39 protein-coding genes are annotated in these 23,759 nt (G+C 47.8%); 8 read left to right on the top strand and 31 right to left on the bottom strand.

The genetic code is table 11. From position 1 onward, the window contains the following. Positions 1-182: 182 nt before the first annotated feature. The gene (locus AC4IE7_RS07360) at positions 183-2,522 is read right to left on the bottom strand and encodes a DUF1631 domain-containing protein (RefSeq protein ID WP_490776171.1); all 2,340 of its coding nucleotides are present in this window, start codon (positions 2,520-2,522) and stop codon (positions 183-185) included. Positions 2,523-3,170: 648 nt separating this feature from the next. Here AC4IE7_RS07360 and AC4IE7_RS07355 point away from each other — a divergent pair. From AC4IE7_RS07355 to AC4IE7_RS07325, 7 genes are all read left to right on the top strand, one after another. Next, entirely contained in the window at positions 3,171-3,902 is a 732-nt protein-coding gene (locus AC4IE7_RS07355; protein WP_490776170.1) for a DUF1538 family protein, read from the top strand. After that, entirely contained in the window at positions 3,899-4,669 is a 771-nt protein-coding gene (locus tag AC4IE7_RS07350; protein ID WP_490776169.1) for a DUF1538 domain-containing protein, read from the top strand. The genes AC4IE7_RS07355 and AC4IE7_RS07350 overlap by 4 nt, the downstream gene beginning before the upstream one ends. A 22-nt stretch (positions 4,670-4,691) precedes the next feature. Then, the gene (locus AC4IE7_RS07345; protein ID WP_490776168.1) at positions 4,692-5,042 is read left to right on the top strand and encodes a P-II family nitrogen regulator; all 351 of its coding nucleotides are present in this window, start codon (positions 4,692-4,694) and stop codon (positions 5,040-5,042) included. Continuing rightward, positions 5,039-5,449 (top strand): CBS domain-containing protein, encoded by a 411-nt coding sequence (locus AC4IE7_RS07340; protein WP_490776167.1) that lies wholly within the window; start codon positions 5,039-5,041, stop codon positions 5,447-5,449. The genes AC4IE7_RS07345 and AC4IE7_RS07340 overlap by 4 nt, the downstream gene beginning before the upstream one ends. Continuing rightward, positions 5,446-5,994, top strand: a complete 549-nt coding sequence (gene ampD, locus AC4IE7_RS07335) for a 1,6-anhydro-N-acetylmuramyl-L-alanine amidase AmpD (RefSeq protein WP_490776166.1) — start codon at positions 5,446-5,448, stop codon at positions 5,992-5,994. The genes AC4IE7_RS07340 and ampD overlap by 4 nt, the downstream gene beginning before the upstream one ends. A gap of 182 nt (positions 5,995-6,176) precedes the next feature. Further along, positions 6,177-7,061, top strand: a complete 885-nt coding sequence (gene ampE / locus AC4IE7_RS07330) for a regulatory signaling modulator protein AmpE (protein ID WP_490776165.1) — start codon at positions 6,177-6,179, stop codon at positions 7,059-7,061. A gap of 55 nt (positions 7,062-7,116) precedes the next feature. Next, the gene (locus AC4IE7_RS07325) at positions 7,117-7,716 is read left to right on the top strand and encodes a histidine phosphatase family protein (RefSeq protein ID WP_490776164.1); all 600 of its coding nucleotides are present in this window, start codon (positions 7,117-7,119) and stop codon (positions 7,714-7,716) included. A gap of 371 nt (positions 7,717-8,087) precedes the next feature. Here the strand turns inward: AC4IE7_RS07325 and AC4IE7_RS07320 are convergent, their stop codons facing one another. Then, positions 8,088-8,642 carry a TrmH family RNA methyltransferase gene (locus AC4IE7_RS07320; protein ID WP_490776163.1) on the bottom strand — a complete coding sequence of 185 codons (555 nt, stop codon included), beginning with the start codon at positions 8,640-8,642 and terminating at the stop codon, positions 8,088-8,090. A gap of 415 nt (positions 8,643-9,057) precedes the next feature. Here AC4IE7_RS07320 and AC4IE7_RS07315 point away from each other — a divergent pair, with 415 nt between their 5' ends. Next, entirely contained in the window at positions 9,058-9,711 is a 654-nt protein-coding gene (locus AC4IE7_RS07315; protein WP_490776162.1) for a cytochrome b/b6 domain-containing protein, read from the top strand. Positions 9,712-10,008: 297 nt separating this feature from the next. On the opposite strand, the gene rplQ is transcribed toward AC4IE7_RS07315, so the two are convergent. The 29 genes from rplQ to AC4IE7_RS07170 all read right to left on the bottom strand — a co-directional run. Beyond that, the gene (gene rplQ / locus AC4IE7_RS07310; protein ID WP_490776161.1) at positions 10,009-10,413 is read right to left on the bottom strand and encodes a 50S ribosomal protein L17; all 405 of its coding nucleotides are present in this window, start codon (positions 10,411-10,413) and stop codon (positions 10,009-10,011) included. Between the two features lie 51 nt (positions 10,414-10,464). Beyond that, positions 10,465-11,463, bottom strand: a complete 999-nt coding sequence (locus AC4IE7_RS07305; protein ID WP_490776160.1) for a DNA-directed RNA polymerase subunit alpha — start codon at positions 11,461-11,463, stop codon at positions 10,465-10,467. A 20-nt stretch (positions 11,464-11,483) separates the two neighbouring features. After that, the gene (rpsD, locus tag AC4IE7_RS07300) at positions 11,484-12,104 is read right to left on the bottom strand and encodes a 30S ribosomal protein S4 (RefSeq protein WP_490776159.1); all 621 of its coding nucleotides are present in this window, start codon (positions 12,102-12,104) and stop codon (positions 11,484-11,486) included. Between the two features lie 19 nt (positions 12,105-12,123). After that, positions 12,124-12,513, bottom strand: a complete 390-nt coding sequence (rpsK, locus tag AC4IE7_RS07295; protein ID WP_490776158.1) for a 30S ribosomal protein S11 — start codon at positions 12,511-12,513, stop codon at positions 12,124-12,126. Positions 12,514-12,545: 32 nt separating this feature from the next. Further along, positions 12,546-12,902 (bottom strand): 30S ribosomal protein S13, encoded by a 357-nt coding sequence (rpsM, locus tag AC4IE7_RS07290; RefSeq protein ID WP_490776157.1) that lies wholly within the window; start codon positions 12,900-12,902, stop codon positions 12,546-12,548. 109 nt (positions 12,903-13,011) lie between these two features. Further along, positions 13,012-13,125 carry a 50S ribosomal protein L36 gene (gene rpmJ / locus AC4IE7_RS07285; protein ID WP_071891793.1) on the bottom strand — a complete coding sequence of 38 codons (114 nt, stop codon included), beginning with the start codon at positions 13,123-13,125 and terminating at the stop codon, positions 13,012-13,014. Between the two features lie 30 nt (positions 13,126-13,155). After that, entirely contained in the window at positions 13,156-14,508 is a 1,353-nt protein-coding gene (gene secY, locus AC4IE7_RS07280) for a preprotein translocase subunit SecY (protein WP_490776156.1), read from the bottom strand. 3 nt (positions 14,509-14,511) lie between these two features. Beyond that, positions 14,512-14,943 (bottom strand): 50S ribosomal protein L15, encoded by a 432-nt coding sequence (gene rplO / locus AC4IE7_RS07275; RefSeq protein ID WP_490776155.1) that lies wholly within the window; start codon positions 14,941-14,943, stop codon positions 14,512-14,514. 1 nt (position 14,944) lies between these two features. Next, a complete protein-coding gene (rpmD, locus tag AC4IE7_RS07270; protein ID WP_490776154.1) occupies positions 14,945-15,133 on the bottom strand; it encodes a 50S ribosomal protein L30 in 189 nt (62 codons plus the stop codon). A 3-nt stretch (positions 15,134-15,136) separates the two neighbouring features. Then, positions 15,137-15,643, bottom strand: a complete 507-nt coding sequence (gene rpsE, locus AC4IE7_RS07265; RefSeq protein WP_490776153.1) for a 30S ribosomal protein S5 — start codon at positions 15,641-15,643, stop codon at positions 15,137-15,139. Positions 15,644-15,655: 12 nt separating this feature from the next. Then, the gene (gene rplR, locus AC4IE7_RS07260) at positions 15,656-16,015 is read right to left on the bottom strand and encodes a 50S ribosomal protein L18 (RefSeq protein ID WP_490776152.1); all 360 of its coding nucleotides are present in this window, start codon (positions 16,013-16,015) and stop codon (positions 15,656-15,658) included. A gap of 8 nt (positions 16,016-16,023) precedes the next feature. Continuing rightward, the gene (gene rplF / locus AC4IE7_RS07255; RefSeq protein ID WP_490776151.1) at positions 16,024-16,557 is read right to left on the bottom strand and encodes a 50S ribosomal protein L6; all 534 of its coding nucleotides are present in this window, start codon (positions 16,555-16,557) and stop codon (positions 16,024-16,026) included. Between the two features lie 11 nt (positions 16,558-16,568). Continuing rightward, a complete protein-coding gene (gene rpsH / locus AC4IE7_RS07250; protein ID WP_490776150.1) occupies positions 16,569-16,964 on the bottom strand; it encodes a 30S ribosomal protein S8 in 396 nt (131 codons plus the stop codon). Positions 16,965-17,064: 100 nt separating this feature from the next. Continuing rightward, a complete protein-coding gene (rpsN, locus tag AC4IE7_RS07245) occupies positions 17,065-17,370 on the bottom strand; it encodes a 30S ribosomal protein S14 (RefSeq protein ID WP_490776149.1) in 306 nt (101 codons plus the stop codon). Between the two features lie 7 nt (positions 17,371-17,377). Next, positions 17,378-17,917, bottom strand: coding sequence for a 50S ribosomal protein L5 (gene rplE / locus AC4IE7_RS07240; RefSeq protein WP_490776148.1), 540 nt, complete (start codon positions 17,915-17,917; stop codon positions 17,378-17,380). A gap of 13 nt (positions 17,918-17,930) precedes the next feature. Continuing rightward, complete coding sequence (gene rplX / locus AC4IE7_RS07235; protein WP_490776147.1) at positions 17,931-18,251, bottom strand: 50S ribosomal protein L24; 321 nt, start codon at positions 18,249-18,251, stop codon at positions 17,931-17,933. 10 nt (positions 18,252-18,261) lie between these two features. After that, on the bottom strand, positions 18,262-18,630 hold the full coding sequence (gene rplN, locus AC4IE7_RS07230; RefSeq protein WP_490776146.1) for a 50S ribosomal protein L14: 369 nt from the start codon (positions 18,628-18,630) through the stop codon (positions 18,262-18,264). Positions 18,631-18,680: 50 nt separating this feature from the next. Continuing rightward, a complete protein-coding gene (rpsQ, locus tag AC4IE7_RS07225; protein ID WP_490776145.1) occupies positions 18,681-18,941 on the bottom strand; it encodes a 30S ribosomal protein S17 in 261 nt (86 codons plus the stop codon). Further along, positions 18,938-19,138 carry a 50S ribosomal protein L29 gene (rpmC, locus tag AC4IE7_RS07220; protein ID WP_490776144.1) on the bottom strand — a complete coding sequence of 67 codons (201 nt, stop codon included), beginning with the start codon at positions 19,136-19,138 and terminating at the stop codon, positions 18,938-18,940. Before rpmC ends, rpsQ begins: the two co-directional genes overlap by 4 nt. Next, positions 19,138-19,551 carry a 50S ribosomal protein L16 gene (rplP, locus tag AC4IE7_RS07215; RefSeq protein WP_490776143.1) on the bottom strand — a complete coding sequence of 138 codons (414 nt, stop codon included), beginning with the start codon at positions 19,549-19,551 and terminating at the stop codon, positions 19,138-19,140. The genes rpmC and rplP overlap by 1 nt, the downstream gene beginning before the upstream one ends. A 3-nt stretch (positions 19,552-19,554) precedes the next feature. Beyond that, the gene (gene rpsC, locus AC4IE7_RS07210) at positions 19,555-20,238 is read right to left on the bottom strand and encodes a 30S ribosomal protein S3 (RefSeq protein ID WP_490776142.1); all 684 of its coding nucleotides are present in this window, start codon (positions 20,236-20,238) and stop codon (positions 19,555-19,557) included. Between the two features lie 18 nt (positions 20,239-20,256). After that, complete coding sequence (rplV, locus tag AC4IE7_RS07205) at positions 20,257-20,589, bottom strand: 50S ribosomal protein L22 (protein ID WP_490776185.1); 333 nt, start codon at positions 20,587-20,589, stop codon at positions 20,257-20,259. 10 nt (positions 20,590-20,599) lie between these two features. Continuing rightward, entirely contained in the window at positions 20,600-20,872 is a 273-nt protein-coding gene (gene rpsS / locus AC4IE7_RS07200) for a 30S ribosomal protein S19 (protein WP_490776141.1), read from the bottom strand. A gap of 19 nt (positions 20,873-20,891) precedes the next feature. Continuing rightward, positions 20,892-21,719, bottom strand: a complete 828-nt coding sequence (gene rplB / locus AC4IE7_RS07195; RefSeq protein ID WP_490776140.1) for a 50S ribosomal protein L2 — start codon at positions 21,717-21,719, stop codon at positions 20,892-20,894. Positions 21,720-21,742: 23 nt separating this feature from the next. After that, complete coding sequence (rplW, locus tag AC4IE7_RS07190) at positions 21,743-22,039, bottom strand: 50S ribosomal protein L23 (RefSeq protein ID WP_490776139.1); 297 nt, start codon at positions 22,037-22,039, stop codon at positions 21,743-21,745. Next, positions 22,036-22,647 (bottom strand): 50S ribosomal protein L4, encoded by a 612-nt coding sequence (gene rplD, locus AC4IE7_RS07185; RefSeq protein ID WP_490776138.1) that lies wholly within the window; start codon positions 22,645-22,647, stop codon positions 22,036-22,038. Before rplD ends, rplW begins: the two co-directional genes overlap by 4 nt. A 5-nt stretch (positions 22,648-22,652) precedes the next feature. Beyond that, entirely contained in the window at positions 22,653-23,303 is a 651-nt protein-coding gene (gene rplC, locus AC4IE7_RS07180; protein WP_490776137.1) for a 50S ribosomal protein L3, read from the bottom strand. Between the two features lie 11 nt (positions 23,304-23,314). Continuing rightward, positions 23,315-23,626: a 30S ribosomal protein S10 gene (rpsJ, locus tag AC4IE7_RS07175; protein WP_069122444.1), complete on the bottom strand. Its 312-nt coding sequence runs from the start codon at positions 23,624-23,626 to the stop codon at positions 23,315-23,317. 6 nt (positions 23,627-23,632) lie between these two features. Continuing rightward, positions 23,633-23,759 (bottom strand): EF-Tu C-terminal domain-related protein (locus AC4IE7_RS07170; protein WP_490776184.1); only part of this gene is annotated, 127 nt, incomplete at its 5' end.

Below are 23,759 nucleotides of genomic sequence, written 5' to 3'. Positions count from 1 at the left end.
CTCAATTAAAAAGAATTCCGGAAAACCCATTATCTTCCGGGAAGAGAGCAGTTTAGCGGTGAAATTCTGCGAGTCAACGACAGGGATAAAAAGGAAGAACCTGGCCCACATCGTAGCGTCGCTGACGAACTCTCAGAGAGACCAATATAGGCTTAAGGGCACCTCTATTAACTGCTTATGCCCTAGGCTGATGCAGATGAGGCATCGGTGTTCTTTAATGCACTGAGCATGGCATCAAGCGCACGATCCATGATCGGAGTAGTGGAGACTTCTACAGTTCTGGCTTTGCCCTCACGAAGCTGCTGGGCAAGCCCGGCAGAGGTCAGTTCCTTTGCCTTCATACCTTTGCGATTGACAAAGATATATGTGTCAGTCACTTTACTCTTCCAGGATAACTTGACCCGGACTTTAGTGCTTCCGTCGGCCATCTCCAACCAGCTGCCTGGCTCAAGGTCTTTGGCTAGTTGAGAGTATTCATCATTATCTGAAATGGCCTCATCTGCCAATTCACGAAGTTGACTGGTATCATCCGCAGTCAACTGACTGTCAGGAAAATGGATCTCATACTGGTTGACTGGTTGAGTTCCGGGGGTGCTCACCTGACCACCATCACCACCGCGTAGCACTTGTATGTGACAATTTTGCAGCTCTTTGAAGAGGCGGGCCATTTTATGTTGATCGAAAGAGATGCTGTTTAAACGCTCTCTAACCTTGCGTAACAACTCGGGTATTCCCCGCAACAGTTGTTGGCGTTCAGCGTATTCGGATTTAGGTTGTACACTCCAGAGCAGGCGATCGACGATCTCCAGGGCCCCCTCCCAATCCTGACTCTGATCCCCCTCTCGCAGGTAGATCAGCAGTAGCGCATCCTTCCATCCATCTTCCAGAATTGACATCACTGCCTGGGGCACAATCTTCTGCTTTTGCAAGCGTTTGTTGAGCTCTTCCGAAACAATCTGCTTAGCTGACTTCAGCTGCTCTTTGCCTCGGGTAATCTGATTGGTACGTTTTTCAGCGATCTCAGCGCCACGTTGCTCTTTCTCCCACCAGCCGGTGAACTCCTCATCCAGTTCGGCAAACAGTTGAGGATCATCATGAAACTCATTGAGTATCCGCTTGATGGTGGATTCAATCTTGCTGTAGAGGGTATCGTTTACCCGATCCCCTGTGTCATTCCAACCGACAGCCGCCTTAGCAAGAGAGTTCAGCAAACGACGAGCTGGATGAATCTTCTCACTGAAGAAAGACTTATCGATGATTGCCACCTTAAGCATTGGGATCTGCAATCGACTGATCAGTGCTTTCATGGCATCAGGAAGGCTGTAGTCATCGAGAATAAACTCAAACAACATGGAGATGACATCAATGGTATCGTTGTCCGCATCACCCAGTGAGCGGGTCAACTGCCCATCTTTTGCAATTTGCAGGTCACTGACCAAACGAGCCCTCATCTCTTCAGGATTCAGTGTCTGACTGATCCTGCGCCCTTGGGGTAACATCACCACATTTGACTGTTGAATTGCTGAAAGCACGCCCAGTAACTCCCCAGTATCCACCACCGGGACATTTCCGTTAGGTGTTGAGAGCATCAGACTAGAGGTCAGCATGCTACTGCCAGTCGTGGTGCGGCGAGTGCCCAGAAGCTGTTGCAGAGTAGCGAAAACCTCTGCCTGCACATCCCCAGCGGTAGCCATCTGACTCTCAGGATTTTGACTTGAGGTTGACGGCGCGTAAGAGGAGTCACTTGCCAGATAGCTCTCTCCACCCTCTCCTCGCACACTGGGCGCAACAGGATTGCGACGAACTTTGGGTGTCAACTTAGGAATTACGCCGGCGCGACCAAGTAGCAGGTTGACCTCATCATAGAGGCCACCGATATAGTGCATCACATGACGATCGAATAATTTATAAACAACCAGTCTGACCGGTAACTCGACCGGCACGTTGACCATAGCTGATTGAAAGGCGTTGCAGATTACTCCAGGCTCTAATGGAGAACGCTGTGCCACATGCTCATCCACCCGTCCACCACCAATCACATAGGCAAACCTCTGGCTCATGGCAAATAGCTCTTTGGCATAGCGGCTCTCAGACTTACTCACCATATTGGTAATCGCCAAAGAGTCCTCAAGCTCATCGTTTTCCACCAGGGACATCTCGGAATCCCGGCTCAACTCATCCAGGGTTGGCTGGTTGACTTGGATATCTCCAGTCTCCCAGTAACGATCATAAATTCTCAGAAGCTCCTGAGTGAAGTTGCGGTCGATCCCTGCTCGCTGCTTACGCAGCTCACGCATGGAATCAAAATAGATGTTCTGTAGGGCATTATTTTCTGACTTGTTCGCCATTTCGTATAGAGAATCATCGAGATTCTCGAACAAGTCGCTCATTAATTTGGGAATAGTCTTAACAATCAGATTGCGACATTCAGACACAATCCTACGTCCGCCACTATCAAGCGTCATGTTTTTCTGACGAGGCACAGCCGAGCCGAAAGTAATAATGTTATCTTGCCTTTGCATCTATAAGTCACTTGAAGAATCCTGCCTATACCCAAGCAGATGCGAACAAGTCCCTTTAGCCTGCATCTGATGAAAGGCTATGCTAGCAAAGGAACAGCGTCTGCGAATAGCCTCACAAAAGAACCATACACGGATAGTGGCCATTCAGCATCCTCAATGGATACACTATTCAAAAACTAGCACCAAGTGCCTGTTCAATCAATAGTTTCTGTCATTACATTAGGGTAGCACGTGTAATATATCGAGCTCGAAAAGCTACGTAAAAAAGCAACTTTCGGGAAATTAAATCCACCTCTATTGTAGCAGAGAGACCATTGAATTGAGAATTCAGGAGTTTAAGGAACCTCTGAGCATCTCATCGGCTGAACAGATTGACCATCAAAATGGAGCGACTCAAGGCGAAAATCACACCTAATAGCCCAGCTGTTGCGAAGATCCACAGCCCAGAAGCGGCGCAGTTTGGCGACAAGAGTCGCGCAGAGGGCATAAGCAGTTAGAGGTGTCCCTAAGACATTTCTTAAGTAAGAGAAATGAAATAGAAGCGCACTCAAATCTAATGTATTGTTCTAAGGGGCTAAAGGGATAGCCCCAAGAAAAAACCAGCCGATTCGATTTGATCGAAAAAAATAACCGGCCCGATAAATAATTATGAATACAATCCGGCGCCTATTCTCATCACTCCTCAGTAGTTTTCGCGATCTGCTGCCGATCGTTATTGTCATCACTTTTTTTCAACTGGTGGTTCTGCAACAACCCATCCCCAACCTCAGTTCGATACTCGTCGGCACTCTATTGGTACTCATTGGCCTTAGCCTGTTTATCGAAGGTTTGAATCTGGGTCTATTTCCTATCGGTGAATCCATGGCTTGGAACTTTGCCCGAAAAGGCAGTCTCTCCTGGCTACTCTTGTTCGCCTTTTCCCTCGGTTTCGGTACAACCGTCGCAGAGCCCGCATTAATCAAAATTGCTGAGGAAGCAGCAAAAATTGCAGCGACAGGCGGGATGATAAAAGACTCACCGGAAGCCATGCATGATTACAGTCAGGGACTCAGATATACCGTAGCGCTCTCTGTGGGCTTTGCCATCGTTCTCGGCGTTGTCAGAATAGTTAAAGGCTGGCCCGTCCAATATCTGATCATTGGTGGTTATCTCGGAGTTGTCATCATGACAGCTTTTGCGCCCAAAGAGATAATAGGTATTGCCTACGACTCAGGCGGCGTCACGACATCAACAGTCACCGTGCCCCTGGTAACCGCCCTCGGTGTCGGTCTCGCCTCGAGTATCAAAGGGCGAAATCCGATGACAGATGGTTTTGGGCTTATCGCCTTTGCATCTTTGACACCGATGATTTTCGTTATGTTTTACGGGATCATATTATGATTGAGGGTATCTGGCATTTTCTCTCCATACTGGGCGGAACAGTGCTCGATATTTTGCCAATTGCAGCCATTCTGGTCGGCTTTCAGCTCTTCGTCCTGCGCCGCCCTCTGAAAAACGCCAGAGAGATTGCAATTGGTTTTCTGATGGTGCTTTTCGGACTGGCACTGTTCCTGGAAGGTCTCGATCTTGCCCTCTTCCCACTTGGCGAACTAATGGCCAGCCAGCTCACCTCTCCGCAGTTGCTAAACATACCCACCGAGGGACAAAGCGTTGAATGGCATCACTATTTTTGGGTCTATCTATTTGCTGCAAGTATTGGTTTCTCAACTACTATTGCAGAACCCTCATTGATCGCTGTCGCCATCAAGGCAAATCAGGTCTCAGCTGGCGCTATCAGTCAGGGGGGGTTACGCATAGCGGTGGCAATCGGTGTCGCGCTGGGTATAACCCTGGGTAGTTATCGAATCATCACCGGCACACCACTACATTGGTACATTATTGCCGGCTATGTGGTTGTCATGCTCCAGACCACAGTCGCGCCACGCTCTATTATTGCCCTGGCCTATGACTCAGGCGGTGTAACCACATCCACCGTAACGGTCCCTCTGGTGGCCGCACTAGGCATTGGCCTGTCTAGCAATATCCCAGGGAGGAACCCTTTGCTGGATGGATTTGGTCTGATCGCCTTTGCAAGTCTATTTCCCATTATGTCAGTTATGGCTTACGCCCAGCTCAGTGAATGGCGCAGTCGTAAACATCAAAATTGAGTGATTAATTCGAGGTATCCACATGCACTTCAAACTCATCATCGCTCTGGTAGAGGACAGTACCACTGAAAAGGTACTTGAAGCAGCCCGGGCAGCCGGAGCGACAGGCTCAACAGTCATCAATCATGCTCGTGGAGAAGGGATAGAACAGTCTAAAACCTTCCTCGGACTTACCCTGGACACACAGCGCGATGTTGTTCTGTTATTGGTAGAAGAACACCTTAGCCGGACGATATTGGAAAAGATTTCCGAAGCGGGTGAATTTGACGACCAACCGGGAAACGGCATTGCATTCCAGATAGACATCGAAGATGCAGTTGGTGTCAGTCACCAGATCGCGTCTCTTTCACAAGTGATCGAGGAGGAGTTATGAACGATAACAAACTAGTCCGCGTCCGTGACGTAATGAAAAGCAACTTTGACATGGTTGATGGAATGGATACTGTCCAGAAGGCTCTGGATAAGATGACCCATGTCGAAACCAAGTCTCTGATTGTTAAAAAACGCCATGAACATGATGAGTTCGGCTTGGTTACCCTGTCCGACATCGCCCGTCAGGTGCTTGCCAAAGACAGGGCTCCTGAGCGGGTCAACATATACGAAATCATGAGTAAACCGGCATTTACCGTCTCACCGCAGATGGATATACGATATTGCGCAAGAATGTTTGCTCGCTTTGAACTGAATAGGGCACCTGTAGTGGAGCAAGGCGAGGTAATAGGCGTTGTCAGTTACACTGACATGGTGCTAAAAGGCTTCCCCTCATCAGATCAGCCTTGAAGCAGTTGCAAAACGGCCTACTCAAGAGTGCCGTCTACAGAAGCTCGGTCAACCAGGATGAGCGTCCTCCTGGTACGGAGATAGACCTGTTGGTAATTCACAGTATCAGTCTTCCTCCGGGAGAGTTCGGAGGATCATGGATTGATAACCTGTTCATGAACTGTCTTGACGCTAACGCTCACCCATTCTTTAATGAAATCAAAGACCTGAAAGTCTCCAGCCACCTTCTGATACGACGTGATGGCTCGCTTGTCCAATATGTTCCATTTCACAACCGGGCTTGGCATGCTGGTGAATCAAGCTTTTGTGGGCAGCAGCGTTGCAACGATTTCTCAATTGGCATTGAACTGGAAGGCTGCGACGATACACCCTTTACAGAAGAGCAGTACCTGAGTCTTGCTGTAGCCACAAATCAGATTATGAACAGCTACCCATCAATTACCAAACAGCGCATCACAGGACACGCTGACATAGCACCAGGAAGGAAAACTGACCCTGGCCCCCTGTTTGACTGGGAGTATTACTTCAGTCTATTGCATTCTTGAGACAAAGGGCGGATATTCCATCATCACTTTAATTTTCAACTGACGATCAGCATGCTCCGCATCTGAATGGATAGGGGTAGTGCATAGGATGCTAATCAGGAATCACTGTAAACAGATCGCAAATTCTATAAAAACCCCACTCACAACTTGAAACTTTCTTCACTTTCGCCGAAACTCTCGCGATGACATTGACGATCATACTTATCTGCCTGATAGCAGAGCGTTTTTTACTAGAGCATATCCACCTGCGAAATCATCGCTGGTTCTCCAGATATTGCCAGTGGCAGCTACTGCAAAATCTACCCGACTGGTTGCAACAAGGCCTTTTCGGACTGATCTTACTCCTTTTGCCCCCCCTTCTGGGTATTGCCGTTCTTCAACAACTCTTCGCAGATAGTCTGTTAGGAATTCCTGCAGTCATCTTCTCCATTGGCGTTCTCCTCTACACCCTGGGACCAGAGGATTTAGACCAACAGATCAACCAATATGTCTCTGCTGCTGAAGATGATGATACCGATGCACGAGATGTCGCACGGGTGATTATCGAAGATGAACCACCAACCAGTGAACCTGCCTGTTCTCAAGCTGTGGCTGAAGCCGCATTACAACAGGCCAATCGACGCACAAGCGCTGTACTTTTCTGGTTTGTAATCCTTGGCCCTCTAGGTGCTATGTTCTACCGCCTGGCTACTTGGCTACCCAGCTCAGATCAGGCTGCGCAGGATATCGATTTCAAATTAAACGCCAAACAGTTGTTAACCATCTTAGATTGGGTACCAGCGAGGATCACATCATTCTGTTACGCCATCGCTGGTAGTTTCGAGGATGCCCTGTATGGCTGGAGAAGCTATCAGGAGAGCCGCCATAGCGAATTCAGTGACAGTAATACCGGTACCTTGATCTGTACAGGTAGTGGAGCAATGCGCTTGACCACACTACTCGACGAAGCCTATGCCGGGGCACATCTCTATTCATACCTGCCCAAGGCCGCGATGGCATTGATTTGGAGAAGTCTGATTGTGTTTCTCGTAATTTTGACTTTTCTCACCATTACAGGTCTGATCTAGGGCCGATCCGAGTCGTATTAACAGGCCCTGGTTATTTTTTGCTTAATCTCCCCTTATGAGTCAAAAAACCATAATCGATCTGATGCGTCATGGTGAGCCTGTTGGAGGTAGACGTTACAGGGGGCAAATCGACGACCCGCTTAGCGAGAAAGGGTGGCAGGAGATGCGACATGCAACATCTAAGGAGTCTCCCTGGGAAGTTGCTATAAGCTCGCCACTAAAGCGATGTAGTGAATTTGCTCTAGAGTTGAGTAACCAACTGAAAATCGATCTCATCCATGATGATCGCTTGAAAGAAGTTGGATTTGGAGCGTGGGAAGGCCACTCTGGAGATGAACTACGCGCAACTGACCCAAATATTCTTAACCGTTTTTACCACGATCCCATCACCAACCGACCAACAGGCGCAGAGTCTCTGGATAGCTTCAGTAACAGAGTTCAGCAAGCCTTTATCGAGGCGACCTCAGAACATGCGGGAAAGCATATCCTTATGGTTACCCATGCCGGGGTTATTAGAAGCATCCTGACCCACTTACTGAACGCACCTTTGGCATCCATGTACCGCTTGTCTATTGGCACCGCCACTATCTCCAGAATAGAAATCGATCAAGAGCGGCCGCCAACCATAATATTTGTCTGTAAAACAACACCTTGATACATATGTGAAAAAGTTGTACCCCTGGAGATATTTGACGCCCAACGCCTAAAATATCTGCACCAAAAAAATTAGCGCCAGAGGGATTAATGTGACGCCGATCACACTTCGCTTAAGTTTAACTTAAGCTAAATCAGTTATAAGTCACAGAAGAAGCTAAGTTTATGGCTTAGCCTTTATACCTAACGACCAATAAATAACCATACCGACATAGAATCGGTAGTTATTAATATAGAGGATGATTGATATGTCTTGGCTACTAATTGCTGCGCTCTCAGTTGTTGTTATAACTGTATTATCCACAAAAAGTGTTGATCTACCGGACCTATAGTCACTAGTTCAACATAAAAAGATTTCTCTCATCAGATATCTTATCTCGATGAGTGCTGTCGCACGTATTCATACATAACGATCGATGCCGCAACAGCAACATTGAGGCTCTCAACCTGGCCATACTGAGGTATGGAGAGGCAATCGATATCCGGATACTCCTCCTGCTGAAAGCTGTGCCCCCACTCTTCGTGACCTAAAACAAAGGCACTCTTCCTGCTCAGGGCTACATCAGTGGACAACCGTCCGCAGCCGCCTTGCAACATTACAATGTCATAGTCCCGGGCAACAAGATCCTGATAACTCTCCTCAAAACTATTAAAAAATTTAGCGGGCACCTTCTTGAAAGCACCTTTTCCTGGCGATGGATCGAAAGGACCAATATCAATAAGATGAACTTCTGAAGCCCCAAAGGCTTCTGCACTTCGAAAAATTTTGGCCACATTGAACCCTGCTTTCATGTGATCAAGAACCAGAATAAACTCATTTACACCAGGTTTAGCTAAAAGATTACGCTGTCGCTGTTTTTGGTAACGCAGGAGGGCTTGATCCCTGGCCTCTCGCTTCTCTCTTTTGTTCTTTCTTTGCCTCAACATGTTATTTATCAATGCCAAATTAGTTGAATGTATTGGATATTATTAGCACTAGTGCACCTCGTCATAGATTCTGTACCATTCAGCGAGTCTGGAAGGGGTTAGCTGCGCCCCGGAGGGAGCCGCCCCAATACGCCAGCTCTGCATTGTGGCTCTTGTAAAGGGCCTGCCATTCCCTGCGAGCCACTCCTTGATCTGACGTATTGGGGCGGGGCTCTGAATGGTACAGAATCTATGACGGGGTACACTAGCAGGCCTATATCAGTTGAATTTGAACAGTTCTGCAGCCAACCATTCTCCACTATCATCCACATCACCATTGAGACCTAAAAAAAACTAAAAACCCTATGAACATCATCGATCAATACTCTCCTTACAGCGTAATATATAGCTTATTCATACAGTGACAGGAATTACCATGCAAACCAATAGCGTTACCCGTGTTTTAATCTGGAGTCACTGGCTAAGGGTGTCGCACTGGCTTATCGCATTCCCGACCCTTGGCTTGATGGCTACTGGATTTCTGCTCAACAACCAGCTCCTCTCATCCACAGACCTCCACGAAATCCACTACATACTCAGCGCAATACTACTACCCGGCCTTCTGATCAGACTCTTCCTTCTCTTTTTTGGAAAGGGTGCTGAGCACATCAGTGACTGTGAGCCGAATCTCCACCGCATATCTCAAGCATTACAGGTTGTTAAGTTCTACTTAACACTTGGTAAATCACCCCTGCCAAAATGGTTTAGCCATAATCCACTATGGGGCCCAATCTATTTGGTCTTTTTCTTTGTACTGACTTTGAGCGTGATAAGTGGCTTTGTGCTACTCAACGAAATGCCATTTATTTTTGGAATGAGCATGACTGACCTTCACCATATTACCTACCAGATCATCGCCTGGTATTCACTTCTCCATGTGATTGCGGTTTTCACCCATGATCTTGGTAGTTCAAATGCAGACATATCAGGCATGATCAATGGACATCGCATATTTGAGATCAAGGAAGCAGAAAAGCAAACAGCCCAAGCTATTGATCTGGATGACTTAATGAAAACACTTAAAAAGTAGTGCTATTAATTCCCCCATATGCTTTATTTTTTTACGGCAAACCTGCACGATCGCCACTTTTGGCAGTTGACCGCTGGTATTGACGTCTTTCCGGAAAGGCTGATTTTTTACACAAATCGATGTAGCGGTAATGAGTTGACCCAATGGGTGAGCAAAAACTTCATCAATTGAAGTGGCGTATCATTTACTTACGTCAGATATCAGCGGTCAACTGATTTTTTGAGGTTGAATAGATAACGAACATAAAAAAACCCATACATTGCTGTATGGGTTCTTTATGCTCTTAACCCTGCTGGTTTATTCTTCAGTATCCGCCTCAGCTTCCTCTACTGGCTCTTCAACCGCTGGACGGTCGACCAGTTCAACATAAGCCATAGGCGCCTTATCACCAGCACGATAGCCACATTTCAGAATCCGCACATAGCCACCAGGACGAGCCTGATATCTTGGGCCTAACTCTGCAAAGAGCTTACCGACAGCTGATTTATCACGTAGACGAGAGAAAGCCAGACGCCGTTTAGCGACGTTATCTGTCTTTGACATGGTAATGAGCGGTTCAGCAACTTTACGCAGTTCTTTAGCCTTGGGTACAGTCGTCTTGATCAATTCATGATTGATCAAAGAGACCGCCATGTTTCTAAACATGGCATTCCTATGGCTGCTGTTCCGATTAAGCTGCCGTCCTGATTTGCGATGGCGCATGGGTCGACTTCCCCAAATTCAAAAATAGTTTAAAAGGTGAAAGAAACGGGCTTAATGAGCCAGTTGCTCTTCGATATTTTCTGGTGGCCAATGTTCCAGGCGCATGCCCAGTGACAAACCACGACGTGCAAGCACGTCTTTAATCTCAGTAAGTGATTTCTTACCCAGATTTGGCGTTTTAAGCAGTTCCACCTCGGTTCTTTGAATCAAATCACCGATAAGGAAAATGTTTTCAGCCTTTAAGCAGTTGGCTGAACGAACAGTCAACTCAAGATCATCAACCGGACGCAACAGTATTGGATCGATTGCTGGCTCTTCTGGTTCTGCAACCGACTCAGCAGCCTCAGCTTCCAGGTCGACAAATACAGAGAGCTGGTCACGTAAAATACTGGCTGAACGTCTGATTGCCTCTTCTGGATCAATGGTTCCATTGGTTTCCAATTCGATGACCAGACGATCTAAACCTGTGTTCTGCTCTACACGAGCAGCCTCAACGCTATAGGCTACTTCGCGGATGGGACTAAACGATGCATCAACCTGCAACATACCGATTGGACGTTCGTCGCCGGCGGAACCCTGACGGGCTGCTGCAGGGTGATAACCCCGCCCACGGTGTACATTCAGAGTCATGTTTATTTCGCCTGACTTAGTCAGAGTCGCAATAACATGATCAGGATTAGCAACTTCCACATCATGATCTACAGCGATATCACTTGCAAAGACCTGTCCTGGACCCTTTTTCTGCAACTTCAAAGTCGCTTCATCACGGGTGTGCATAACCAAAGCAACCTGCTTTAGATTAAGTAAAATATCCAGTACATCTTCTTGCACACCTTCAATCGTGGTGTACTCATGTAATACCTCTGCGATCTCAACTTCAGTTATCGCACTACCAGGCATTGACGAAAGAAGGATGCGCCGAAGTGCATTGCCCAGAGTGTGTCCAAAACCTCTTTCGAGAGGCTCAAGAGTTACCTTGGCTCGTGTTGCTGTTATCGGCTGTACATTGACGATGCGAGGCTTTAGAAATTCCGTAACGCTTTCGGTCATATATTTTCCCTCGTCAAGGCTTACTTGGAGTAGAGCTCAACGACCAGTTGTTCGTTAATTTCAGCAGATAGATCAGAACGGTCCGGAATGCGCTTTAGCTTACCCTTCATTGCTTTAGGATCCACTTCCACCCAGTCAACGAATCCATATTGTCCCTGCAACTCCAGGGCCCCCTGAATTCTGACCTGCTTTTTAGCCTTCTCACGGATTGTAACTTCGTCTTCCGCGTTAACTTTAAAGGAAGGCACATTAACAATTTTACCGTTGACCTCGATCGCTTTATGGCTGACGAGTTGGCGGGCTTCAGCACGTGTGGCGCCGAATCCCATACGGTAGACAATATTGTCCAGTCGTGTCTCAAGGAGCTGCAGCAGATTTTCACCTGTTGCGCCCTTGTTCTGTGCAGCAGCCTTATAGTAGTTACGGAACTGCTTTTCCATTACACCGTAGATACGACGTACTTTCTGCTTCTCACGTAACTGCAAACCATAGTCAGAAACCCGGCGACGACGGTCACCCGCCTGTCCTGGTACTTTTTCCATGTTGCACTTGGAGTCAACCGAGCGCACACGACTCTTGAGGAAAAGGTCTGTGCCTTCTCGACGGCTCAGCTTACACTTAGGTCCGATGTACCTTGCCATGATTCAATAACTCCAGTGATTATACGCGGCGCTTTTTAGGAGGACGGCAACCGTTATGAGGTATCGGTGTCACGTCGGAAATACTGGTGATTTTGAAACCAGCATTATTAAGAGATCTAACGGCAGACTCACGTCCAGGCCCCGGACCTTTAACATTGACATCGAGATTCTTGACGCCGTACTCCTTAACCATCTGACCTACACGATCTGCAGCAACCTGTGCTGCAAACGGCGTACTTTTTCTGGAACCACGAAAACCGGAGCCGCCGGCTGTAGCCCACGCTAGGGCATTACCCTGACGGTCGCTTATGGTAATGATGGTATTATTGAAAGAAGCGTGAATATGAGCAACACCGTCGGTGACGCTCTTTCTTACCTTCTTTTTGGTACGGCTACTGGGTTTTGCCATCTTCTGTACCTACAGATTCGAATTAAAATTAATTAACGTTTGATCGGACGACGCGGCCCTTTACGGGTGCGTGCGTTGGTGCGTGTACGCTGTCCACGTAACGGAAGACCGCGACGGTGACGTATACCACGGTTACAACCGAGATCCATCAAGCGTTTTATATTCATGGAGATCTCACGTCGCAGATCGCCTTCAACCGTAAAACGGGATACGATGCCACGAATGGACTCAATTTGGTCTTCACTCAATTCCTGGATTTTGGTACTTGGTTTAATACCAGCCTCTTCACAGATATCACCCGCACGTGAGCGTCCGATACCATAGATAGAGGTCAATGCAATAACTGCATGCTTTCGATCCGGAATGTTGACTCCAGCAATTCGAGCCATCTTTCTAATCTCCTAATGTACCCCCCGAAATTATTCCGAAGGGAAACGCACAATAATACCTCAGGCAACAGACTCTATCAAGTCGTTACCGCGTCATTTTTTAATCAGGTTATCCCTGACGCTGCTTGTGGCGGCCTTCTTTACAGATGACACGCACTACGCCATTACGGCGAACAATCTTACAATTGCGGCAGATTTTTTTAACTGATGCACGCACTTTCATGTTACAGACTCCAAATTAGATTCGGTCAAATCAGCGCAGCAGACCACCGCTGCCACCACCTTTTAAATTGGCCTTTTTCATCAAGCCCTCATACTGGTGTGACATCAAGTGCGCTTGAACCTGCGCCATAAAATCCATCACCACCACCACTATAATCAGTAGCGATGTACCACCGAAGTAGAAAGGTACATTCCAACCGACGATGAGAAACTCTGGCAGCAGGCAGACCAGGGTTATATAAATAGCACCAGCCATTGTTAACCTGGACATAACCCCATCTATATACTTTGCAGTCTGCTCGCCAGGTCTTATACCCGGTATAAAAGCACCTGAACGCTTCAAGTTATCAGCGGTATCACGTGAGTTAAAAACTAACGCCGTATAAAAAAAGCAGAAAAATATGATCGCTGCTGCATAAGCCATGACATAAACAGGCTCTCCTGGTGAGAGCTTTGCGAATATGTCTTGAATCCAGCGCGTTCCCTCAGTATTTCCAAACCACTGCCCTAGTGTTGCTGGGAAAAGAATAATACTGGAGGCAAAAATTGGTGGTATTACGCCAGCCATATTAAGCTTTAAAGGCAAATGGGTACTCTGTGCCGCAAGCATCCTTCGACCTTGCTGGCGCTTTGCATAGTTAATTGTGATACGTCGTTGACCACGTTCAACAAAGACAACAAAAGCGGTAACTGCAATAGCAAGAACAAACAGAAAGAGAATTGTTATCGCATTAAGTTCACCGGTGCGAGCCAGTTCAAGAGTCCCGCCGATTGCAGCTGGCAATCCAGCAACAATACCTGCAAATATGATCATCGAAATACCATTGCCGATACCGCGCTCAGTAATCTGCTCGCCAAGCCACATCAAAAACATAGTGCCAGTTACGAGAGAGACGGCTGCAGTAACCACAAAACCTACACCCTGGTGTACTACGATAGTCTCACCACCAACGGTCTGACTCTGTAGCGCAATCGAGATGCCAACAGCCTGAAATGTAGCTAGTACAACTGTGCCATAGCGAGTGTATTGCGTGATCTTTCTTCGACCAGACTCACCCTCTTTCTTCAACTGCTCCAAGCTAGGGATAACAGCAGACATCAACTGCATGATAATAGAGGCTGAGATATAGGGCATGATACCAAGAGCAAAGAGACTGGCACGTTCAAGAGCACCACCCGAAAACATGTTAAACATGTCCAGAATGGATCCTTGAGCCTGCTCAAACAGAGCAGCAAGTGCCACTGGGTTTACGCCAGGTACAGGTATGAACGTACCAATGCGAAAAACCAAAAGCGCGCCAGCAACAAACAGTAGACGTTGACGTAACTCAGTCAACTGCCCCATGCCACCGAGCGCTCCCATCATTGAACCTTGGTTGGCCATGATCTATTCGACCTTACCACCGGCGGCTTCAATAGCAGCCTTTGCACCCTTAGTCAGGCTGATACCTTTTACTGTAACAGCGCGATCAATGCTTCCAGAGGCGAAGATCTTTGCACGCTTCATTGAGCGGCGGATCAGATTCGCTTTCTTTAGAGCTTCAAGATCTATGACATCACCTTCGATTTTAGCTAACTCACCCAGACGTACCTGAGCAGAAACTATGGAAACTCGAGAGGTAAAACCGATCTTTGGAAGACGGCGTTGCAAAGGCATTTGACCGCCTTCAAATCCGACTTTATGGAAACCACCTGAACGAGACTTTTGACCCTTATGACCACGTCCGCAGGTTTTTCCGAGTCCACTACCGATGCCGCGACCAACGCGTTTGCGTGTAGTCTTGCTTCCCGGTGCTGGCTGAAGAGTATTCAATTTCATCTTAAGACTCCACTACCTTAACCATGTAACTGACCTTGTTAACCATGCCGCGAGTGCAAGGGGTATCTTCAACATCAACTTCGTGATGTATACGACGTAGACCCAGTCCTTTCACACATGCTTTATGACTCGCAAGGCGACCACTTGTGCTACGCACCAGTTTTACCCGCATCATCTTCTTATCAGCCATGTCTTACCCCAGGATATCTTCGACGCTTTTACCCCGTTTAAGGGCAACTGATTCAGCGTCAGCCATTTCGTTAAGGCCGTTAATGGTAGCTCGCACAACATTCATTGGATTGTTTGTGCCGATACACTTTGCCAAGACGTTCTGTACACCCAGCACTTCAAAGACAGCGCGCATCGCGCCACCTGCGATAATGCCGGTACCGTCTGAGGCTGGCTGCATGAATACCTTTGCTGCACCATGTCGACCAACCAGAGGATACTGTAGTGTAGAGCCATTGAGTTTTACGCTAACCATGTTTTTGCGCGCAGTCTCCATAGCTTTCTGGATAGCAACTGGTACCTCTCTAGCCTTACCAGTCCCAAAACCAACTCTACCTTTTCCATCACCAACTACTGTCAGTGCAGAGAAGCCGAATTGACGACCACCTTTGACCACTTTCGCAACCCGGTTAACATTGACGAGCTTTTCTAGTAACTCGTCACCCTCAGGCTTTGCATTAAAATTTGCCATAATCCTAAACCTTTAAAATTGAAGACCGGCTTCACGAGCCGCTTCAGCGAGGGCCTTAACGCGACCGTGGTAACGAAAACCCGAACGATCAAAAGCCACACTTTCAACGCCGGCACTCTTTGCCCGCTCTGCCACAAACTTTCCTACTACTGAGGCTGCTTTGATATTGCCGCTGGCTTTACCGTCGATCTCGCCCAGTACAGCCTTGTCCAGCGTTGAGGCACTGGCTAATACACTCTCACCATCAGGACTTATCACCTGAGCATAAATGTGGCGTGGTGTACGATGAATCGAGAGACGATGAACACCAAGCTCTCTGATCTTTGCTCTGGTACGACGCCCGCGGCGTATACGTGATTGTTTCTTGTCCATCGTTCTACCTATTTCTTCTTGGCTTCTTTACGAACCACATGTTCGTCAGCATATCTGACACCCTTACCCTTGTAAGGCTCAGGTGGGCGGTATGCGCGAATCTCTGCAGCAACTTGGCCAACACGCTGTTTGTCACTACCACTTACTACGATTTCAGTGGCTGAAGGCGTTGCAATACTGATACCCTCCGGAACTGGATAATCGATTGGATGTGAAAAACCAAGATTTAAATTGAGGCTTTTACCACCGGCTTGCGCTCTGTAGCCAACACCGACAAGCTGCAACTTCTTTTCAAATCCCTGGCTAACGCCAGTAACCATATTATTGACCAATGCACGGAAGGTTCCTGCCATGGCCCAAGCTGATTTGGCTTCAGATTTAGGTGCTACATTGAGATTATTGTCTTCTTCTTTGATTGCAATATCAGGATGAAGATTCAGAGCCATTTCACCTTTAGGCCCTTTGACAGAAATCGATTGATCACCCATTTTCACGGTAATACCGGAGGGTAATGCGATAGGACTTTTTGCTACACGTGACATGATTCGACCTCCTATGCAACAAAGGCGATAACTTCACCGCCCTGGCCGAGTTCACGTGCGGCTCGATCTGTCATCACACCTTTAGATGTGGAGATAATCGCAACCCCGAGTCCGGCGCGTACCTTTGGCAGATCATCTCTACCTTTATAAACACGCAGTCCAGGACGGCTGACCCGTTTGATAAGCTCAATTACGGGACGACCCTGAAAATAGCGCAACTCCAAAACCAGTGTTGGTTTAGGGCTATCTTCTTTAACTGAGACTTCTTGGATATAGCCTTCGCTTTTCAAAAGGTTGGCAATTGCTACCTTTTGCTTGGAAGAGGGCAACTCGACAGACGATTTTTTTGCTGCCTGGCCATTTCGTATACGTGTGAGCATATCCGCTATGGGATCTGACATACTCATATTTTAGCTCCTAAGGTCAGTCCGCCTTTATGGCGCGATACCTAACGATTAAACAACCAAGTGCTCAGGGCACTCGGGGTAAGGGCGCAGGATTATACTGTTACCAGCTAGCTTTAACAAGCCCTGGAACATCACCTCTCATTGCCGCTTCGCGCAGTTTATTTCTGCACAAGCCGAATTTACGGTAAACACCGTGAGGACGACCGGTCACCTGGCAGCGATTCCGCTTGCGTGATGGACTGGCATCCCTTGGTAATTTCTGTAATTTATTTACAGCCACTTCAACTTCTTCAAAACTGCTGTTTGGATTCTTGATCACAGCTTTGAGAGCATCACGTTTCGCGGCAAACCGGGAAACTGTACGTGCACGTCTGGTTTCACGTGCGATCATGCTTTTCTTTGCCATATTAAACTCAGTTCTTAAATGGAAACTTGAAGGCTTCCAAGAGCGCACGACCTTCCTCATCAGTACGCGCTGTTGTGGTGATGGTAATATCCAAACCACGAAGTGCGTCGATTTTGTCGTAATCGATCTCAGGAAACATAATCTGTTCTTTGACACCCATTGAGTAGTTTCCTCGACCATCAAATGACTTGTTACTCAAGCCACGAAAGTCACGGATACGGGGTATCGAGATGTTAATCAGTCGATCAAGGAATTCATACATACGCTCTCTGCGCAGTGTCACCTTGCAACCAATTGGCCACCCTTCACGAACCTTGAAACCAGCGATAGATTTTCTGGCATAGGTAATGATAGCCTTTTGACCGGCAATCTTCTCCATGTCACCTACTGCGTGCTCAAGTACCTTTTTATCACCGATTGCCTCACCGACACCCATATTCAGGGTAATCTTAGTGATTTTCGGCACTTCCATGATGCTGTTGAACTGAAACTTATCCATCAGATTCTTGACAACAGTCTCACTATAATATTGCTGTAACCTAGCCATCTCTCATCGTGCCTCAAATGTCGACGACTTCTTGGTTGGATTTAAAAATCCGAACCTTTTTGCCATCTTCGAGAATTTTGAAACCTACCCGATCACCCTTATCAGTTGCCGGGTTATATAAAGCGACATTGGAGATGTGTAACGGCATCTCCTTGTCCAGGATACCTCCAGGTTCACCCTTATTAGGGTTTGGCTTGGTATGCTTTTTTGCCATATTGACGTTTTCGACGACCAATCGGTCATCTGCAAGCGTCTTGACTACTGTACCGCGCTTGCCCTTATCCTTTCCTGTAATGACGATAACTTCGTCACCTTTTTTAATCTTGCTTGCCATTAGTGCTGCCTCACAAAACTTCAGGTGCAAGCGAAATTATTTTCATAAATCGCTCACCCCTTAATTCACGGGTAACGGGACCAAAGATACGTGTACCAATGGGCTGTAACGAACTGTTGAGCAGTACGGCAGCATTGGAATCGAAACGAATCACCGATCCATCAGGTCGACGAACACCTTTTCTGGTGCGTACGACAACCGCATTGTAGACGTCACCTTTCTTAACTTTGCCTCGAGGGATTGCATCTTTGACACTGACTTTAACAATGTCGCCAACGCCGGCATAACGACGGTGAGAACCGCCTAGCACCTTTATGCACTGAACCCGCTTCGCACCGCTGTTGTCAGCAACGTTGAGGTTAGACTGCATCTGAATCATGGTATTGCCCTAATTCCAAATAGTTACGATTGGCACAAACTGCTTAAAAGTCAGCTCGCACGCTCCAGTACCTTCACCAGACGCCAGGTCTTGGTCTTCGACAGTGGACGGCACTGTTCTACCATCACGGTATCACCGGAGTGACACTCATTTGCTTCATCATGAGCGTGAACTTTGGTTGAACGTCTCATGAACTTCCCGTAAACAGGATGCTTCACTCTCCGTTCAACGGTTACTGTGATTGATTTATCCATCGCATCACTGACCACCTGGCCAATCAGTGTACGGTTAGTTGCCTGTTGCTCACTCATGATGCGTCACCCGACTTCTGTTCATTCATCACAGTCTTGATCCGCGCAATATCTTTACGAACTTCATTCATGCGGGATGGACGAGCAAGCTGTCCGGTACCCTGTTGCATGCGCAGGTTGAACTGTTCTTTCAAGAGCTCATCCAGTGTGCTGGTCAACTCTTGTTGCGACTTCGCTCTAATTTCAGATGCTTTCATTACATTACCGTCCGTTTCACGAAAGAGGTCGCTACAGGCAGCTTCGCAGATGCTAGCGCGAACGCTTCGCGTGCGATTTCTTCGGAAATGCCTTCAATTTCATAAAGCATGCGACCAGGTTGGATCTGCGCAACCCAGTACTCCACATTACCCTTACCTTTACCTTGACGTACTTCAAGAGGCTTCTTGGTAATCGGCTTGTCAGGAAAGACCCGAATCCAGATCTTGCCACCACGTTTTACGTGACGGGTGATCGCACGACGTGCTGATTCAATTTGACGCGCGGTAATACGTCCTCTGCCAGTCGACTTTAGACCATATTCACCAAAGGAGACCGAGCTGCCGGCAAACGCCAGCCCACGATTGCGACCTTTGTGCTGTTTGCGAAATTTTGTCCGTTTTGGCTGTAGCATGACTTAAGACCTCTTGCTCGATGCAGCGGGTTTGGTCTCAACTTCAACTTCCTCGCGATCACCGAATACTTCACCTTTGAAGACCCATACCTTGACACCGATGATGCCATAGGTGGTATTGGCTTCAGCAAACCCATAATCAATATCTGCACGCAGGGTGTGCAAAGGAACGCGACCTTCGCGATACCACTCAGAGCGTGCAATTTCAGCGCCGTTCAATCTACCGCCAATATTGACTTTTATACCCTCAGCACCCAAGCGCATGGCGTTCTGTACAGAGCGCTTCATGGCTCGACGGAACATAACGCGACGCTCGAGCTGCTGTGCAATACTCTCCGCAACCAACTGGGCATCCAGTTCAGGCTTACGAATCTCTTCGATACTCATATGTACCGGTATGCCCATCATTGCAGAGATATCGGAACGCAATGCATCGATATCTTCACCTTTCTTACCAATCACCAGTCCTGGACGGGCTGTGTGAACAGTAATATGTGCATTGTTGGCTGGCCGATCGATCTGAATGCGGCTGACTGAGGCTTGAGACAACCTCTTTTTCAGATACTCACGCACTTCAAGATCTTTGTTTAAAAGCGTGGCATACTGCTTAGAATCTGCATACCACTTGGACGTCCAGTCTTTAACAATGCCAAGACGTATCCCGGTTGGATGTACTTTCTGACCCATTTCGGCCTCTCTTGCCTTTTACTTTTCTGCAACCGTCACATTAATGTGACTGGTTCGCTTGAGAATTCTGGATGCGCGGCCTTTAGCCCGAGCACGAATACGCTTCATGGTGGGACCTTCGTCAACACTCACGGCCGCAACCTTCAGTTCATCGATATCAGCACCATCATTGTGCTCAGCATTGGCGATAGCGGATTCGAGAACCTTCTTTACCAATACTGCGCCCTTTTTCTTGCTGAACGACAGAATATTAAGCGCCTGCTCTACTGGCAGCCCACGAATTTGGTCAGCAACCAATCTACCTTTTTGAGCCGCAAGACGGGCATGACGTAACTTTGCTGTTGTTTGCATCATATCCCCCTTACTTCGACTTCTTATCTGCGGCATGACCACGATAAGTTCGGGTCAGAGCAAACTCACCCAGTTTATGTCCGACCATATTTTCGGACACCAGTACAGGTACATGCTGTTTGCCGTTATATATAGCGACGGTCAATCCTACCATCTCAGGAAACACGACAGATCTGCGTGACCAGGTTTTGATAGGACGCTTGTTGTTCTGGGCTACCGCTTCGTCCACCTTCTTTACCAGATGGTGGTCAATGAATGGGCCTTTTCTGACTGAACGTGGCACGACTCTAACCCCTAATTATCTATTTACGGTTTCTACCACGAACAATCATCTTGTTCGTGCGCTTGTTGGTGCGGGTCTTATATCCCTTGGTTGGCGTACCCCAAGGAGACACTGGATGACGTCCGCCAGAAGTACGGCCTTCACCACCACCATGTGGATGATCAACCGGGTTCATGGCAACACCACGTACGGTTGGACGAATACCTTTCCAGCGCGTCGCACCGGCTTTACCCAGTGAGCGTAGGTTATGCTCAGAGTTTGACACCTCACCAATAACTGCTCTGCAGTCGGCGGGTACCTTTCTCATTTCACCAGAACGCAAGCGCAGTGTAGCGTACTCACCCTCGCGAGCTACCAACTGAACAGCTGAACCTGCAGATCGGGCAATTTGCGCACCTTTGCCAGGTTTCATTTCAATACAATGAACAACTGAACCAAGTGGCATGTTTCGCAGTGGGAGACAGTTACCGGTCTTGATTGGTGCGGCTGAACCTGACTCTACGCTATCTCCAACATGCAGATTGTTAGGCGCAATAATGTAATTGCGTTCTCCATCTGCATAGCGAATCAGAGCGATTCGTGCGGTTCGATTAGGATCGTATTCAAGTCTTTCAACGACAGCTGGAATAGCTTCCTTGTTTCGCTTGAAATCGATAATACGATAGCGCTGTTTATGACCACCACCACGATGACGGGTAGTTATACGACCGTTGTTGTTACGACCACCGCTCTTGCTCTTTTTTGCCAGCAGTGGACCATAGGGCGCACCCTTATGGAGCTCTGCATCGACAACCTTGACCACAAACCTGCGGCCTGCAGAGGTCGGTTTTGATTTAACGACTGCCATTATCCCAATCCTGTATTACTTGCTCATGCACCAGCTGCGAAATCGATTTCGCTGCCAGCCTTGAGACGTACATATGCTTTTTTCCAGTCGGAACGTTTGCCATTGATGGCGCCAAAGCGTTTTTGCTTACCTTTGACATTCACCACTTGAACACGCTCGACCTCAACCTCAAACAGCTTTTCAACCGCTTTCGCAATCTCACGCTTGGTAGCGTCAGTTGTTACGCGAAAGGTATATTGAGCGTTTTGGTCTGCAATAATGCTGCTTTTTTCCGAAACCAGCGGACTCAAAAGAACCTTCATGAGACGTTCGTTATTCATGCCAGACGCTCCTCAAGTTTTTTAACCGCGTTCTCGGTAACCAAGATATGCTCATAGGCGACCAGACTTACTGGATCGATCTCTTCTACATCGCGCACATCGACACCATATAGGTTTCGTGACGCCAGATAGAGATTTTCATCCGGGCTTTCAGATACCACGAGGACATCGTTAATATCCAGTCCCTTCAATTTGCCAACCAACTCTTTAGTCTTTGGTTGAGAGATGCTGATCTCATCGACCACCACCAGTCTCTCCTGGCGATTGAGCTCCGACAATATTGATCGAATTGCACCACGGTACATCTTACGATTAACCTTCTGTGCATAACTGCGAGGGGCGGCAGCAAAGTTGACACCACCACTGCGCCAAATCGGGCTACGGCTAGTACCTGCACGGGCACGGCCAGTACCTTTCTGACGAAATGGCTTGGCACCACCACCTCTCACTGCAGCACGATTCTTTTGTGCTTTAGTTCCAGCACGCGCTGCAGACATATAAGCAGTAACTACTTGATGTATCAGCGTCTGCTTGAATTCTGCGCCGAAGACATCATCAGATACCTGCATTGTCTGAGATCCAGCGGCTGTCTTTACGTTGAGATCCATTACTGTCACCCTTTATTCTTCATCTTCACAGCAGGCGTAACGATGACGTCACCCCCTCTGGAGCCCGGTACTGAACCTTTAACCAAGAGCAGATTACGCTCTGCGTCAACGCGAACAATTTCAAGGTTCTGCTGGCAGCGCTGTGCTGCACCCATGTGACCTGCCATCTTCTTACCTTTGAAGACACGACCAGGGGTTTGACATTGTCCAATCGAACCAGGAGCACGATGAGACAGTGAGTTACCATGGGTCGCATCCTGCATATGGAAGTTGTGACGTTTCACACCACCCTGAAAACCTTTACCCTGAGTCTTACCGCGAACATCAACGATCTGGCCAGCTTCAAAAAGGTCAGCTTTAATCTCGCTACCTACTTCGATGCCTTCTACATCAGATGATTGAGCGCGAAACTCCCACATGTTACGTCCAGCCTCGACACCTGCTTTCGCGTAGTGTCCGGCAGCTGGCTTACTTACCCGTGACGCTTTACGCGCACCGGTAGTAATCTGAATAGCAAGATACCCATCGGCATCTTCAGACTTCAGCTGTGTAACACGGTTGGGTTCAACCTCTATAACCGTAACAGGCACAGAATCACCTTGTTCGGTAAATACTCGGGTCATTCCTGCCTTCCGGCCGACTACTCCAATCGCCATCGTTCTTAACCTCAGTTCAGTTTGATCTGCACGTCGACGCCGGCAGCCAAATCGAGCTTCATTAACGCATCCACAGTCTTATCAGTCGGCTCGACAATATCGAGTAGACGCTTATGGGTGCGTATCTCATACTGATCTCGCGCATCTTTATTGACATGCGGTGAAATCAGAATGGTATATCGCTCATTCTTAGTCGGCAGTGGAATCGGGCCACGCACGTGCGCGCCTGTCCGCTTAGCGGTCTCCACAATCTCGCGTGCAGATTGATCAATCAGACGATGATCAAATGCTTTGAGACGAATTCGTATTCTCTGGTTAGCCATTATCTATTACTCGATAATCTTGGATACCACACCGGCACCCACTGTCCGACCACCTTCGCGGATCGCAAAACGCAGACCCTCTTCCATCGCGATCGGTGCTATCAGTTTTACAACCATCTTCACATTATCTCCG

It is taken from the genome of Candidatus Thiodiazotropha sp. AKAK3 (assembly GCF_058244645.1).
The sequence above is the reverse complement of the archived record's forward strand: the minus strand, read 5'-3'. Positions and strand labels throughout refer to the sequence as shown.